This is a genomic window from Pseudomonas syringae pv. tagetis, assembly GCF_022557255.1.
Lineage (GTDB): Bacteria > Pseudomonadota > Gammaproteobacteria > Pseudomonadales > Pseudomonadaceae > Aquipseudomonas > Aquipseudomonas caricapapayae.
Window position 1 is genome coordinate 3,248,433 of record NZ_CP092923.1, and the last position, 14,136, is coordinate 3,262,568.

The following is a 14,136-nucleotide window of genomic DNA, read 5'->3' on the forward strand; positions in this document are numbered from 1 at the left end:
GTCACTTCCACTGTGCCAGCAAAGGTTCGGCTGCCGGTGTTACCGCCTGCTGAAGCGCAGTGGCGATACGCTCGGCGCGCAGCGCCATCAGCGAGAACGACTGGCTGTCGCTGATTCCGTGGCTGCGTTCGGAAAGACCGTTGACCCAGATATTCACGTCGCACTCGCCCTGCGTAGCGACGCGGTATTCCCGACCAATCAGCAGGCCGCCATCCAGATCGGCCTTGAGCCATGGCTGCAAGCCACTCAATAGCGGCGGTATCAGGTACTGCTGATAACCGGTGGCAAGTACAACGGCATCGACTTGCAGCACTTGGGTACGCTGGCTGAAGGTGTCGGTCAGCTCGATCCGGTAGCCATCGGCGCTGTGCTCGATGGCACTGATCAGGCTGTAGGCGTGGGTCTGCAGACGCTTGCGTCCGGCGATGGAGTCCTCATAAATCAGTGAAAACAGCTTCTGGCTTTCATCAGGGTCGATACCGGCGTAGTTGGTCGAACGGCTCCAGTCGAGAAAGCGCTGCCGCGCTGCGGGGCTCAGGCTATGGAAGTAATCAACGTGATCCGGGGCAAACACCCGGTTGGGGAACTGGCCCAGTTGAGTGAGCTTGAAACCGGCAGAGCGATGCACTGAATGCACCTCAATGGCAGGATCGCGACTGACCAGCTCCAGCACCGACTCACTTGCGCTCTGCCCCGAGCCCAGCACCAGCCAGCGCTTGGGCAAGTGTTCGCCAAAAGCTTGCAGGCGGGTCAGAAACTGCGAGGTGTGAAACAGCGTCGGGCCAAGCAGCGCCTCGAACGCGGGTGGAATACGCGGTGCGCTGCCGCTGGACAGCACAACGTTGCGCGTCGTGAAGCAGGTATCCGGCGTACAGACCCGGACTTCATGCAGGCGACCGTTGCGGATCACCGGGTCAATTCCGGTTGCCGGAGTATTGAAGCGGGTCTGGCTGTCCACTTGCCTGGAAACCCAGGCAAGATAATCCGACCATTCATGGCGACTGGCGGGACGGCCCAGCAAGCCGAAATCGAACATCCGCCCCTGTTCCTTGAGGTACATGGCGAAGGAAAAGCGGCTGCGCGGGTTGCGCGGCGTTACCAGGTCGCGAAATACGTGATGGTTGATGTCGGTCCCGGACAGCAAAAGTTCGCGGTGCCATTGGCTGTCTTGCGCGGCTTCCAGATAGCGGATGGACAGCGAACCGAGCGGGTCATTGGCCTCCCGTGCGTCTTCAACAGCACAGGCCAGCGCGATGCCGGCTGGACCGAAGCCGATACAGACGGCGTCCGGGTTCAACGTGTGTGGTGTAGAGTTACCCATGAAGTTCCTGTCCTTAGAGTTGGCGTGAAGCGGTGTTCTTGGTTTTTCTTGCGGCTATCGGGTGACGCGGGTCAGTCCTGTGGTTCCCGGGGTCCAGACGCAGGTCATCGCGCCTCGCAGCTCGCCCCGATCAAAGCTAACTGCGCCCAACGGTGTGTTGAAGGTGGTGTGCTGCAACGCGTCCAGCAGTTGCCCGGCGCGAAGACCGCCATTGGCCAATTCAGCCAGCGCGTAAAGCATCAGCAGGCTTTCGCGAAAGTAGGTGTATGGCTCGGCAGCGAACAACGTTTGGTGCAGAGCGCTGGCATGGCAGCCATTTTCTGGGTTGTCAGGAATGCCGAAACCGATCACGAACGTCTTGCCACGCTGGTCCTCGGCGCAGCCCAGGTATGGCGAGGCAGCGTCGTCAGTCAGCACCATTGGGCGGTTACTCCCGGCCAGTCGTCGCGCGTGCAAATGTTCGCGACTGGGCGCAAGGCGGCCGGCAAACACCTCGACATCGGCGTGCTCTGGCTCTTCGACGCGCTGCAATCCGGCGCGCACCAGTGCTTCGCAGATGGCAACGCACAGGGCCTGACCGTGAGCGCTGTCATCAGTCTGAACATGCACGCGGCACCATTGACGGCTTGCCAGCCAATTCACCAGATCCACCGCCAGTTGCCTGTCCGCCGGGCAAAAACGAAAGACGTTGTGATGCTCCAGCGTCAGGCAATCAATCGTTGCAGCGGGTGTCAGCAGCACGATACCGGCTTGCCGATATAGCGCGGCGGCGCTGACGGCAGCGTCCGAAGAGAAATGGCCGATGACCAGATCGGCTTTCCAATCGATCATTTGCCGCGCCACTTCGGCCCCGCGAACGGCATTGGCTCCGTCGTCGAGAAAGTGCCATTGCACCCGCGCAAGTCCCGGCACGCAGTTACGTGCCACCGCCAGCGCCCTCATGAAGGTCCGGGCGTGCGGCGTGTCGTGGGGGTCGAACAGTGCGCTGACACCGACCCGCAAGCCTGGCACCAGTGAGGCGAGGGGCATCATGGCTGTATCCCCGCCAGACTGGCAGCGGGCATCTGCCGACGTGGCGACAATGCCGACCAGCCGAGGCTCGGCCGGTCCTTTCCGGCCAGATGACTGCGCAATTGCTCGAAAGCGATACCGGCAACACCAGGCGCAAACTTGAAACCCAGTCCCGACATGCCTGCGGCCAGATAAACCGGGCTGTGCTCGGCGCAGAACCCCAGCAGCGGACGACCGTCGACGCTGTAGCTGTCGAAACCCGGCAGCACATCCAGCACCCGCGTGCTGGCTGTAGAACCACACAACCGGGCAATCCGTCTGCAGGCATCCTCGGCATGCCGCGCATCGGGCTGCGCCAGATGCTCCGGCCAAGGGCCGCTGTCGCGCGTGCCACAGCCGGTCTGCACGATATGGCGAGTCAGCGGCACGCCATAGCTCTGCGTAACCTCATCGATCACCGGCATTGACCAGTCGCTCTCGGTCACGACCCGAGCCAATGGAATCGAACGGGCTTCCAGCCCCGCCTGCGGCACCAGATGCTGACTCCAGGCACCCGCAGCCACCACTACGGCTCGACAACGCAGCGTTGCATCGCCCATTTCGATGTGCACAAGATCAGCAGCGCGGCAATCGATGGCCTTGATCTCGCGATGTTCCAGCAGCAAACCCTGCTGACGGACCACCTGACACAGTGCGACAACAGCTTGACGGACATTGCCGACGCAGGCGCGGGCTTCGAACAGATTCACCCGATTCGCTGCCGGACAGTGCGGGTAGCGGCTTCCATCCAGTTCATGACCTGCAAGCAGGCGCATCGGGTAGCGCTCGTTGCCGTATTGCTCAATGGCGCGGCACAGATTATCCAGTTGCTCGGTGGCGGCCCGATAGATCACACCCGTGCAGCGCAGCGCGCTGGCGTATGTCGTCGCGAAAACGCCGTCATTCATCACGCCTATCGAACAGGCTGCCAGCTCCATCAACAGAGGATCGCTGTCGTACAGGCGAACCAGCCCACCAGAGTAACCGCTTGCGCCCAGACTGCCGGCTGCGGCCTTGTCGATCAGCGCGACCGACACACCTTCGCTGCACAGCTTCGCCGCGATACTGGCACCGGTAATCCCGGCGCCGATGACCGCTATCTCATAATCGATGAACATGGGGTGCATCCGTTCAGATGGAGTATTCGGCAGCCGCGCCGTTCATGAGCGTGGCGTTCACCCGGGCTTCGGGCAGATCGAATGCCGTCATGATGTGCGCTGACGTCTCTGGAATCAGCGCCCTGCCAGCCACTGCGATGAACGCCGCCAGATGGCTGACGGACCGGCCTTCAGCCAGACGCGCACGGGTAATGGCGATCACGTCGAGTAGAACCAGAGCCATGTTTTTCATCGAGAATTTCGCAGGCTCTGTGGCTCTGTTCCATTGCACGCGCAATGCCTGCAACAGCCCTGCGTCCGCTCCGCAGAGACCGCTCCACCAGCTGTCGTCACGATTTTTCCCGGCGTCCAGCAAGGCGGGGAAAAACTCGTTGAACACCTCGGCCCGCCACTCAAGGAAATGCGCCAGACGAAAATCGCCTTCGCTTTCCTCAGGTGCGATGCTCGCCAGATACAGGCGCGCACTGTCGGCGCAGGCTTCACGGGCCATATCGCCGACCCAGATCGCGTGGTTGCGGCTGGTCGACAGGTTCAGGCCGTCCAGTTTCAAAAACTGATTGGGCATGAAGCGCTGGCGAACCTTGATATCGCGCAGCGCCGACAGCTGCGCCGGGTAGACGACGGCGTGGCTAAACATGCAGTCAAAGCCTAGAAAATGCACCAGCGTGCCCTGCCCCGACTGCCAGTACTGACGGAATAGCTCTGGACGTTCGACGCTGTCGGCATATTCACGAAATGCCGCCATATAGCCCGCCAGGCCCATGAACCAGGTGTGGGTGCGGCAGGAACCGTCGGCCTGCAGGTCAAGCCCGCCGTCGCCCGGACGGGTTACGCCCCAGTCATGCAGGTGGTCCAGCGTGTCGCGCAGCCAGTTGTCGAGCGGCTTGCGCCATTGCTGGCCCAACAGACGATCAGCCAGTTGCGACTTGAAATCAGCCAGTTTCAGAAACGCGCGATGAGCCGTTTTCCATTGCGACGGTTGCTTGCAGAGCTTGCAGTGCAAGCCGATCATCAGTTCTGCGTCGGGGGCCTGAGCGCAGTTCTCGCACTGGCTGGCATCGGACTCGGCACCACAATAATTACAGTTGCCCCGGGCGAATGCCTCATAGCCCCAGACATCGCAATCAGGGCAGTAAGGCTCGCTGGAGTCACGAAACTCGATCGAACCGTCGTCACGCAACGCGTTGAAGACCTCGCCAACCGCCTCTGCGAACCAGGGGTTGTCGTGCGGACGCATCCAGTTGTCGGGTTTTATGTTGATCGCCGCCAGCGACGCTTCGATACGGTCGGAATTACGTCCTGCCAGTTCGATCGGATCGACGCCCAGCTCCAGCCCCTTACGCAGCATGTAGGACTGGTAATCATCGGAATAGGAAATCAGCACGCATTCGTGACCACGCTGGCGCTGAACCCGGGTAAAGACGTCTGCCGCCAGAAACGGGCCTGCAATATGGCCTATGTGCAAATCGCCATTGGGAGTGGGCGGCGTGATGGTAACGATGAACTTACTCATCAAGGCACCCCGTGCTCTGGTCATGCTGCGCCACGAAGGCGTTCACATAATTCATGTCCCACCACACCACATAAAAGTGGAAGTCCTCGGTGGAATCATTGATGACGTAATGGTTGGTGTGTTTCGGAATGGCGGCGATATCACCGACAGTGAATTCCATCTGCCTGTCGCCGATTACCAGACGGGCGCTGCCCTTGATGGCAATGAAGATTTCCTGATCGATCTGAGTATGCGCTTCGCTGCAGGTGCCCGGACGGACCACGCACCAGCCGCCGGCAAACGGCATTGGATAGCCGTCCCATGGCAACAGGCGACTGCCTTCCAGCCCGTACTCATGTACCAGTGAGTCGAAGCGGGTTTTACGGTGTATAGCGAACTTTTCCATGCTCATTTCCGTACGTTTCAAGTGCGGTAAAGCATGAAAGTGTTGCCAATTGTTGGCTATTCGATTGCCGGATAGCTCAGGTTCGAGAAATCGATTTTCCGGATGGCCATCGCCGCAAACGCTGGCCGTCGCTATGTTTTTTGGCAATGACGGGTATCAATAACGCTGATAATCGAATCGGCGGCTGCGGTGTTAACGTTGTCGGCGATGAACGAACATATCCCCGGTCTGGCGAATCCGCGTCGCGAGGCCTGAGAATCCCTGCTCTGCTTCATCACTCCTTTGGTTAGATCTTTAAGCCACCCTGCTTACGCGAGGTGGCTTTTTTTTGCCTAAAGATCAAACCCGTCCACTATGTTGCGGCGCTCGTTCTCGCTGCGCATGTCATAACTGGCGGTGGTCGAGATGTGCGTGTGGTGCGCGAGCTTCTGGGCAATCGACAGATCGAACTCTTCGATCACCCGGGTGATGAACGAACGCCGGAAATCGTGAGGCATGATATCGACGCCCACCTGCCGTCCACGCTGCTTGGCGATGAAGTAAATGGCGTGTTTGGTGATTCGGTCGCGGGTGATATGACTGCCGCGTCGAATCCGGTTGAACAGGAAGGCGTCATCGCCCTGCCCCGGCTGGAGGCACGAGCGGCGCAGTTCCAGCCAGTCGCTCAGCGCCTTGAACGCCCACTCCGGGGCGTATTTGATCAACTGTTTGTTGCCTTTGCCCAGCACTCGAAGGCTGCGTTCGGCGAAATCGATCTGTGAAAGATCCAGGTTGACCGACTCGGATTTGCGCATCCCCGACCCATACAGAATCGCAATGATCGCGGCATCGCGACGCCCCTGTGGCCTGGGGTCTGCAGCGCATGCCTCCATCAGTTCACGAATCAACGTACGGCGAATATTACGGCCTTTGACCAGACGCGTGCCGCCGACAGGCTTGATGGAGCGGATTTTCAGCAACTGATCGTGGCTGATCAGGTCATGCCGCCAGGCTTCGTTCATCACGCCACGGATAGCATTCACATACAGCGAGGTGGTGTTGGGCGCGTAGTCGTCTTCACGCAGTGTCGCGACCAGTGCGGTGACATGGCCAGGCTGCAGGGTGTGCCAGGGTATGTCATGAATATCGACGTCAGCCATGCCCAGACGATCTGCCGCGTCCTGCAGAACATAGGTCATGGTCAGGCGGCTCGAAGGTGCCAGCCGGTCGAGGTAGATGCGCAGCGGCTTATTGACGTCAGGCAGTGAAGGCTGGCTGACAATGCGTGCGTCCTGGTTGCTGTGACGGTCATGCGGCATGTGGAGCGACGCCTTTTCTGGTGCAAGCGCGTGCGGACAGCCCCGTCGCTCTTCATTCGTATTCAGGCGGCTGACTTTAGCACGGAGCCTCTAGCGCGGCACCTTTGCCGCGGCGTGTTCAACGCAACAACCTCAGCCCATCCGGCAATCACCGGTAACAGACCGCAGCTTGAACGACGCTCTGACTGATATAGCCTTGGCCTTCTTCCCTGGCACCAAAGGCAAGTAAGCATCTTGATTCTGCCCCTCGCTAGCAAAGCACATGGCCGTCGCGAGGCGGCTGCACGTTTCTGGTTGCTGGCCCATCAGGTCAGTCAGCGCAGCCCAGCCGAACGCCTGACCAACATTCAGGCGGGCTTTGCGCCTGGCTGGATCCGCGCAGTCCGGGAAGCGCTACGCCTGGCTCCCCCGCAAATGGAAGCTCTGTTCAACGCATCGATTTCAACCCTGGAACGTCGCCAGCGCCAGCAACAGTCACTGGACCCGGTGGCCTCTGAGCGTCTGGATCGTGTCGCAATGGTTGCCAGTCACGCTTTACGGGCGTTTGAAACGCCCGAACGGGCCGCTCAGTGGCTGATCACCCCGAACGCAGCACTTGGCAATCACATCCCGTTGCAACTCTGCGAAACCGGGCTCGGCACGGCTCAGTTGCATCGTCTACTCGGCGGCTTGCCGGAGCGGCATGACCAATGCCAAAGCAACCCTTTTTGACCCTGTTCAACGCCCAGTGTCCACCACGACACGGCCACGGATCTGGCCCGCGATCAATTGCGGCGCGATGTCGATCACCTCGCTCAAGCCGACTTCACGACTGATCAGCGGCAGCAGCGCGAGGTCAAGGTCGGTCGCCAGCCTGGACCAGGCTTCAAGCCGATCAGCGCGCGGGCGGGTCACGCTGTCGATGCCGGCCAGCGTGACACCCCGCAGAATGAACGGGGCAACCGAGCCCGGAAACTCCATACCCTGCGCCAGGCCGCAGGCCGCCACTATGCCGCGATAACGAATACCGGCGCACACATTTGCCAGCGTATGACTACCGACAGAGTCGATTGCCGCCGCCCATTGCTCCTTGACCAAAGGTCGCCCCGGTTGCGAAAGGGTCGCCCGGTCAACGATCTGCGCTGCGCCGAGTTGGTGCAGATACTCACTTTCCGAAACGCGCCCGGTGGAGGCAACCACCCGATAGCCAAGCCTGGCAAGAATAGCGATGGCGAAACTGCCGACCCCACCATTGGCACCGGTCACCAGCACATCGCCGTGGTCGGGCGTCAAACCGTGCTTCTCAAGAGCCAATACGCTGAGCATCGCGGTGTAACCCGCCGTGCCGATGGCCATCGCCTGCGCGGGCGTGAACGCATCGGGCAATGGAATGAGCCATTCGCTTTTGAGTCGCGACTTTTGCGCCAGGCCGCCCCAGTGCCCTTCGCCAACACCCCAGCCATTTAGCAGGACCTTGTCGCCCACCTTGTACTCAGACGTTTCGCTGGCTTGCACCGCACCCGCCAGATCAATGCCCGGCACCATCGGAAAACTGCGCACGATAGGGCTTTGGCCAGTGATTGCCAGCGCGTCCTTATAGTTCAGCGTGCTGTGTGACACGTTTATCGTCACATCACCAGAAGGCAATTGTGCTTCGTCGATATCGGTCAGATTAACGCGATAGCCCGCATCGTCCTTGTCGATCAAAATGCCCTTGAACATATGCGCCTCCAATTTAGACTGATCGTCTTTAAATAGTCCTGAAGAACAATTCATTGCGGCAAACCACGAAGGTAACCGGCAATGAACGTGTTCAGTGGTGTGTCGCTTTTGACCAGCCGTGCCCGGAGCACCGCCCCTTCCCAGCCGATCCAGAAAAACGCGGCCAGTTCGTCGCAATCGGCACTTCTGGCCAACTCACCGTGCGCCTGTGCGGCCCTGAGACAACACGCCAGCTTCAACTGCCAGTCCAGCAGCGTCTGCTCCAGTACGTTACGAAACCCTTCCGGCAACAGACCGACTTCTTGGCCCAAGTTGCCGACCATGCAACCGCGTCGATAATCATGCCGCGCCATGCCGCTCTTGGCACTTTGCACAAAGCCGACCAGTCGCTCCAGCGGCGATAGCGCTTCGTTCAGCAGCCAGTGGTCCAGCCGCTGTGCAAAATAGCGGGCGTACTCATCCAGTACCGCCCGGCCGAAGGCTTCCTTGCTGGTGAAGTAGTGATAGAACGAGCCTTTGGGGATGCCGATTTCCTTAAGGATGTAATCCAGCCCGGTGGCCGAAAAGCTTTGCTCAGTCAGCACTTCCAGACCGCGGCGCACCAGTACCTCGCGAGTTTCGAGGTTGTCGCGGTCCACTTTCGGTGGCCGCCCGGGGCGTCTGGTTTTTACAGGCAATTGAGTCATGCCGGAATATTAGACCGATCGTTTTTTATGTCAACCTCGCCGCGCGGTCCATGTTTTGCGCCGCAAATGCCGATTGCCATTCACGCTAGTCTCGCGCTCAATACCCTGTGCATGACTGCCTGAATGCAAGCTGGAGAAACACATGAGCCAATGGCCGGACACCCGCATTATTGACCTGCTAAATATCGAACTGCCGGTGCTGCAAGCGCCTATGGCCGGAGCCACCGGATCACAAATGGCCATTGCTGTCGCGAAGGCTGGCGGGCTGGGATCGCTGCCCTGCGCAATGCTGACCCCTGAGCAAATCGAAAAGGAAGTCACCACCTTTCGGCAATACGCCGGCAATCCACCGCTGAACCTGAACTTCTTCTGCCATCAGCCTCCGGCCTACGATGCAGAACGCGCCGAACTCTGGAAACAGACGCTTAAACCCTATTACGAAGAGTTGGGGGCCGATTTCGATGCACCGACGCCCGTCTCCAACCGTGTCCCTTTCGACAGCGACACCTGTACGCTGGTCGAGCGCCTGAAGCCGGGGTTGGTGAGCTTCCACTTCGGCCTTCCCGAGCGAGCACTGCTGGAACGGGTCAGAGCCACTGGGGCAAAGATCATTTCATCGGCCACCACGGTCGAGGAAGCGGTCTGGCTGGAGCAGCATGGCTGCGATGCGGTCATTGCCATGGGCTACGAAGCCGGTGGTCATCGGGGTCTATTCCTCAGCGATCAACTGCACACTCAGGTCGGCACTCTGGCGCTGGTGCCGCAAATAGTGGACGCCGTGCGCATCCCGGTCATCGCTGCGGGCGGTATTGCAGACGGCCGCGGAGTTGCGGCGGCAGTTGTTCTGGGCGCTTCGGCGGTCCAGGTAGGTACGGCGTATCTGTTCTGCCCTGAAGCCAGCGTCAGTGCACTGCATCGCCAGGCGCTGCACACTGCCACGGGCAGCCAGACTGCGTTGACCAATCTCTTCACCGGACGTCCGGCGCGCGGTATCGTCAATCGAATCATGCGCGAAACAGGCCCTGTCAGTGCCCTTGCCCCGGCGTTCCCCTTAGCGGGCGGAGCGCTGATGCCATTGCGCGCGCAAGCAGAAAAACGCGGCAGCAGTGACTTCACGAACCTGTGGGCAGGTCAGGCGGTTGGTATCAAACATCAGTTGGGCGCGACCGAACTGACTCGGCAACTGGCTGAAAACGCGCTGAAAATTCTCTCGCCCCGGTAAAACAGTGCTTTCAGAACAACAGGCTATCGCTATATATTTAACTATATAGCGAAACGCCTTTATTTCGACGGCGTGCGTTTTCATCATCAAGGAGCTGTTCCATGCGAACGACCACGCTGCGCGCCATCCTCAAGTTCTCTGCTCTGGCCTTCGCCGCATCAGCTACAGCCAACGTGTTTGCCGACGAGGTTCAGGTCGCCGTCGCAGCCAACTTCACAGCGCCCATCCAGGCGATTGCCACTGACTTCGAGAAGGACACCGGCCACAAGCTTGTTGCCGCGTTTGGCGCTACCGGTCAGTTCTACACACAGATCAAGAATGGTGCCCCTTTTGAGGTGTTCCTGTCGGCCGACGACACCACCCCGGCAAAGCTCGAGCAGGAAGGCGACACCGTCAAGGGATCGCGTTTCACGTATGCCGTAGGCACCCTGGCGCTGTGGTCCGCCAAGGACGGTTATGTAGACGGCAAGGGCGAAGTGCTCAAGGCCAATCAATATCAACACTTGTCCATCGCCAACCCCAAGACTGCCCCTTATGGCCTGGCAGCGACACAAGTTCTGAACAAGCTGGGCCTGACCGACGCAACCAAAGCCAAAATAGTCGAAGGCCAGAGCATTACCCAGGCCTACCAGTTCGTTTCCACCGGCAATGCGGAACTTGGCTTCGTGGCTCTGTCACAGATCTACAAGGACGGTAAACTGACCAGCGGGTCGGCCTGGATCGTCCCGGACGCCCTGCATGACCCGATCAAGCAAGACGCCGTTATCCTCAACAAGGGCAAGGGCAAGGACAACGCCGCTGCCAAGGCGCTGGTCGAGTACCTTAAAGGCCCAAAAGCCGCCGCTATCATCAAGTCTTTCGGATACCAGCTGTAAATGCCCCTGGGAAGTGCCGACATCGCGGCGATCTGGCTGACACTGAAGCTGGCGTCATTGACCACCGTCATCCTGTTGATCATCGGCACGCCCATCGCGCTGTGGCTGGCGCGCACTGATTCATGGCTCAAGGGGCCGATTGGCGCAGTCGTCGCCCTGCCTCTGGTTTTGCCGCCGACGGTCATCGGCTTTTACCTGCTGCTGTTGCTTGGCCCCAATGGCGCAGTGGGCCAGCTCACCCAGAGTCTGGGACTGGGCACACTGACCTTCAGCTTTGCCGGACTGGTGATCGGCTCGGTCCTGTACTCGATGCCTTTCGTCGTCCAGCCACTGCAGAACGCATTTGCAGCCATTGGCACCCGTCCGCTGGAGGTGGCAGCCACATTGAGAGCGGGTCCATGGGACACGTTCTTCCACGTGATTCTGCCGCTGGCAAAGCCTGGCTTTATTACAGGGGCGATTCTGGGGTTTGCGCACACGGTCGGCGAGTTCGGCGTGGTGCTGATGATTGGCGGCAACATCCCCGAGAAAACCCGCGTGGTATCCGTGCAGATTTTCGATCACGTCGAATCCATGGAGTACCTGCAAGCACACTGGCTGGCCGGAGCGATGCTGGTGTTCTCCTTTCTGGTGCTGTTGACGCTGTATTCCAGCGGTAAATCCAAAGCAGGATGGAGCTGAGTCATGGCGTCACCGATAGACGTTCGCCTGCAGATGAGCTACCCGGACTTCACTGTGAGTACCGACCTGACCCTGCCGGGGTCGGGCATCACGGCGCTGTTCGGGCCTTCAGGCTCGGGCAAGACGACCTGCCTGCGCTGCATTGCCGGGCTGGAAAAAGCCAGCCACGGCTTCATTCGTGTTCATGATGAAGTCTGGCAAGACACTGAAAAAGACATTTTCCTCGCTCCGCACAAGCGGGCGATCGGCTATGTATTTCAGGAAGCCAGCCTGTTCCCGCACCTGTCCGTGCGAGCCAATCTGGAATTCGGCATGAAACGCGTCCCGCGTCAGCAGCGCAGCATTCAATTGCCGCAGGCCACCGAGCTGCTCGGCATCGACCATCTGCTAGAGCGCAGCCCTGACAAGCTGTCCGGTGGCGAGCGTCAGCGCGTGGGCATTGCACGCGCTCTGTTGACCAGCCCGCGCCTGATGCTGCTCGATGAACCCTTGGCAGCGCTGGACGCCAGGCGCAAAGGTGAAATCCTGCCGTACCTGGAACGCCTGCACCGCGAGCTGGACATCCCCATGCTGTATGTCAGCCACGCTCAGGACGAGGTGGCGCGGCTGGCCGATCATCTGGTGTTACTTGAGGCCGGCAAGGTGCTGACCAGCGGCCCGATCCGCGAAACACTGGCGCGCCTGGACCTGCCGCTGGCCATAGGCGGCGATGCAGGCGTGGTCATCGAAGGCACGGTCAGCGCGTACGACCGTCATTATCAATTGCTGACCGTCACCCTGCCGGGCAGCAGCCTGAGCATGCGCGTCGCACACGCCGAAGTGCAGATCGGTACCCATCTGCGCGTCAAGGTTCAGGCCCGGGATGTCAGTCTGAACCTGCAACCCAACGATCAAAGCAGCATCCTCAATCGTTTGCCGGTCACCGTGGTCGAGGAAGCGCTGGCCGACAATTCGGCACATGTACTTGTAAAACTGGACGCTGGGGGCACGCCTTTGCTAGCGCGCATCACGCGCTACTCCAGCGACCAGTTGAATCTGCACAGAGGCCAGTCGCTTTGGGCGCAGATAAAGGCGGTTGCCGTACTGGCCTGACGCCCTGAAAAACCGGTCAGGCAGCAAATAAACGGCACCACGGTAAAAGGCCGAGGTCAGTGTTTTTAACTGCCTTTGGAACTTAGCCATGCCTGACTCGACTGCCATCAGCCCGCCCGCCAGTGAACTGCATTACGTAGACGACACTCAGCCGGGCCTTACGCGCAAGGTACTGCGCGGCAAATTTGCCTACTTCAATATCAAGGGTGAGCGGATCAAAGACGAGGCAGAGATCAAGCGGATCAACGCCCTGGCAGTCCCACCCGCTTACACCGATGTCTGGATTTGTGCTGACCCGATGGGCCACCTGCAGGCCACCGGGCGCGATGCGCGTGGCCGCAAGCAGTACCGCTACCACCCACGCTGGCGCGAGATTCGTGACCAGGACAAATACTCGCGCCTGATCGAGTTCGGCCATGCGCTGCCCAAAGTGCGCAAACAGATTGAGGCGCAACTCGCTCAACCCGGCATGGGCCGGGAAAAAGTCATGGCGACGGTTATTTCGCTGCTCGATGCAACGCTGATCCGCATCGGCAACAGCCAGTATGCCAAGGAAAACCGCTCTTACGGCCTGACGACTCTGCGTAACAAGCATGTCGAGGTCAAAGGTGGCCAGGTCCTGTTCGAGTTCAGGGGTAAAAGCGGCGTCGAACACAAAGTCAGCGTCAAGGATCGGCGTCTGGCCAATGTGATCAAGCGTTGCATGGAATTGCCGGGACAGAACTTGTTTCAGTACCTGGATGAAGACGGCGTGCGTCATGCGGTGACGTCATCCGATATCAACGCCTACCTGCAAAGCCTCACCGGCTCGGATTTCACCGCCAAGGATTACCGGACCTGGGCAGCCAGCGCTTTGGCTTTGGCCACCCTGCAAAAGCTGCACTGGGAACCGGAAGCCGACGCTAAACGACACATCGTCGATATGGTCAAGGCCGTCTCGAAACAACTGGGCAACACCCCGGCCATTTGCCGCAAATGCTACATCCATCCTGCGGTGCTGGAGGGCTTTCTGCTCGGCAACCTGGCCAAACTCCCCCGCTCCCGACAGCGTAAAGGCCTGCGCCTGGAAGAAGCTGCCCTGGCCAGTTACCTGCGGATACTGGCTGACAAAGTCGACGCCGTGGTTAACGAGGCAGTGGCGAAAGAGCGCAAAGCCTGATCGGCCGGAGACGGAAATTCAGCCTTTGCTCCAAT

The 14,136-nt window shown here is 59.8% G+C and carries 14 protein-coding genes; 6 read left to right on the forward strand and 8 right to left on the reverse strand.

What is annotated here, in order from left to right:
- Position 1: 1 nt before the first annotated feature.
- From MME58_RS14345 to MME58_RS14370, 6 genes are all read right to left on the reverse strand, one after another.
- Entirely contained in the window at positions 2–1,321 is a 1,320-nt protein-coding gene (locus tag MME58_RS14345; protein WP_054987410.1) for a lysine N(6)-hydroxylase/L-ornithine N(5)-oxygenase family protein, read from the reverse strand.
- 54 nt (positions 1,322–1,375) lie between these two features.
- Positions 1,376–2,353 (reverse strand): ABC transporter substrate-binding protein, encoded by a 978-nt coding sequence (locus MME58_RS14350; RefSeq protein WP_054987411.1) that lies wholly within the window; start codon positions 2,351–2,353, stop codon positions 1,376–1,378.
- The gene (locus tag MME58_RS14355) at positions 2,350–3,489 is read right to left on the reverse strand and encodes an NAD(P)/FAD-dependent oxidoreductase (protein ID WP_055005013.1); all 1,140 of its coding nucleotides are present in this window, start codon (positions 3,487–3,489) and stop codon (positions 2,350–2,352) included. The genes MME58_RS14350 and MME58_RS14355 overlap by 4 nt, the downstream gene beginning before the upstream one ends.
- 13 nt (positions 3,490–3,502) lie before the next feature.
- The gene (locus MME58_RS14360) at positions 3,503–5,002 is read right to left on the reverse strand and encodes a methionine--tRNA ligase (protein ID WP_054987413.1); all 1,500 of its coding nucleotides are present in this window, start codon (positions 5,000–5,002) and stop codon (positions 3,503–3,505) included.
- Positions 4,995–5,387: a cupin domain-containing protein gene (locus tag MME58_RS14365; protein ID WP_054987414.1), complete on the reverse strand. Its 393-nt coding sequence runs from the start codon at positions 5,385–5,387 to the stop codon at positions 4,995–4,997. The genes MME58_RS14360 and MME58_RS14365 overlap by 8 nt, the downstream gene beginning before the upstream one ends.
- Positions 5,388–5,719: 332 nt before the next feature.
- On the reverse strand, positions 5,720–6,685 hold the full coding sequence (locus MME58_RS14370; RefSeq protein WP_055005012.1) for a site-specific integrase: 966 nt from the start codon (positions 6,683–6,685) through the stop codon (positions 5,720–5,722).
- Positions 6,686–6,919: 234 nt separating this feature from the next.
- On the opposite strand from MME58_RS14370, the gene MME58_RS14375 reads away from it, so the two are divergent.
- Positions 6,920–7,396 (forward strand): antitoxin Xre/MbcA/ParS toxin-binding domain-containing protein, encoded by a 477-nt coding sequence (locus MME58_RS14375; RefSeq protein WP_082427092.1) that lies wholly within the window; start codon positions 6,920–6,922, stop codon positions 7,394–7,396.
- A 6-nt stretch (positions 7,397–7,402) separates the two neighbouring features.
- Here the strand turns inward: MME58_RS14375 and acuI are convergent, their stop codons facing one another.
- Positions 7,403–8,386 (reverse strand): acrylyl-CoA reductase (NADPH), encoded by a 984-nt coding sequence (acuI, locus tag MME58_RS14380; RefSeq protein ID WP_054987416.1) that lies wholly within the window; start codon positions 8,384–8,386, stop codon positions 7,403–7,405.
- A gap of 50 nt (positions 8,387–8,436) precedes the next feature.
- Complete coding sequence (acuR, locus tag MME58_RS14385) at positions 8,437–9,072, reverse strand: acrylate utilization transcriptional regulator AcuR (protein WP_054987417.1); 636 nt, start codon at positions 9,070–9,072, stop codon at positions 8,437–8,439.
- A gap of 142 nt (positions 9,073–9,214) precedes the next feature.
- Here acuR and MME58_RS14390 point away from each other — a divergent pair, with 142 nt between their 5' ends.
- The 5 genes from MME58_RS14390 (at position 9,215) to MME58_RS14410 (ending at position 14,101) form a co-directional block, all read left to right on the forward strand.
- Positions 9,215–10,294 (forward strand): NAD(P)H-dependent flavin oxidoreductase, encoded by a 1,080-nt coding sequence (locus MME58_RS14390; protein ID WP_055005011.1) that lies wholly within the window; start codon positions 9,215–9,217, stop codon positions 10,292–10,294.
- A gap of 101 nt (positions 10,295–10,395) precedes the next feature.
- Positions 10,396–11,169, forward strand: coding sequence for a molybdate ABC transporter substrate-binding protein (gene modA, locus MME58_RS14395; protein WP_055005010.1), 774 nt, complete (start codon positions 10,396–10,398; stop codon positions 11,167–11,169).
- Entirely contained in the window at positions 11,170–11,850 is a 681-nt protein-coding gene (gene modB, locus MME58_RS14400) for a molybdate ABC transporter permease subunit (protein WP_054987420.1), read from the forward strand.
- A 3-nt stretch (positions 11,851–11,853) separates the two neighbouring features.
- Complete coding sequence (gene modC, locus MME58_RS14405) at positions 11,854–12,942, forward strand: molybdenum ABC transporter ATP-binding protein (RefSeq protein ID WP_055005009.1); 1,089 nt, start codon at positions 11,854–11,856, stop codon at positions 12,940–12,942.
- 88 nt (positions 12,943–13,030) lie between these two features.
- Entirely contained in the window at positions 13,031–14,101 is a 1,071-nt protein-coding gene (locus tag MME58_RS14410; RefSeq protein ID WP_054987422.1) for a DNA topoisomerase IB, read from the forward strand.
- Positions 14,102–14,136 lie beyond the last annotated feature (35 nt).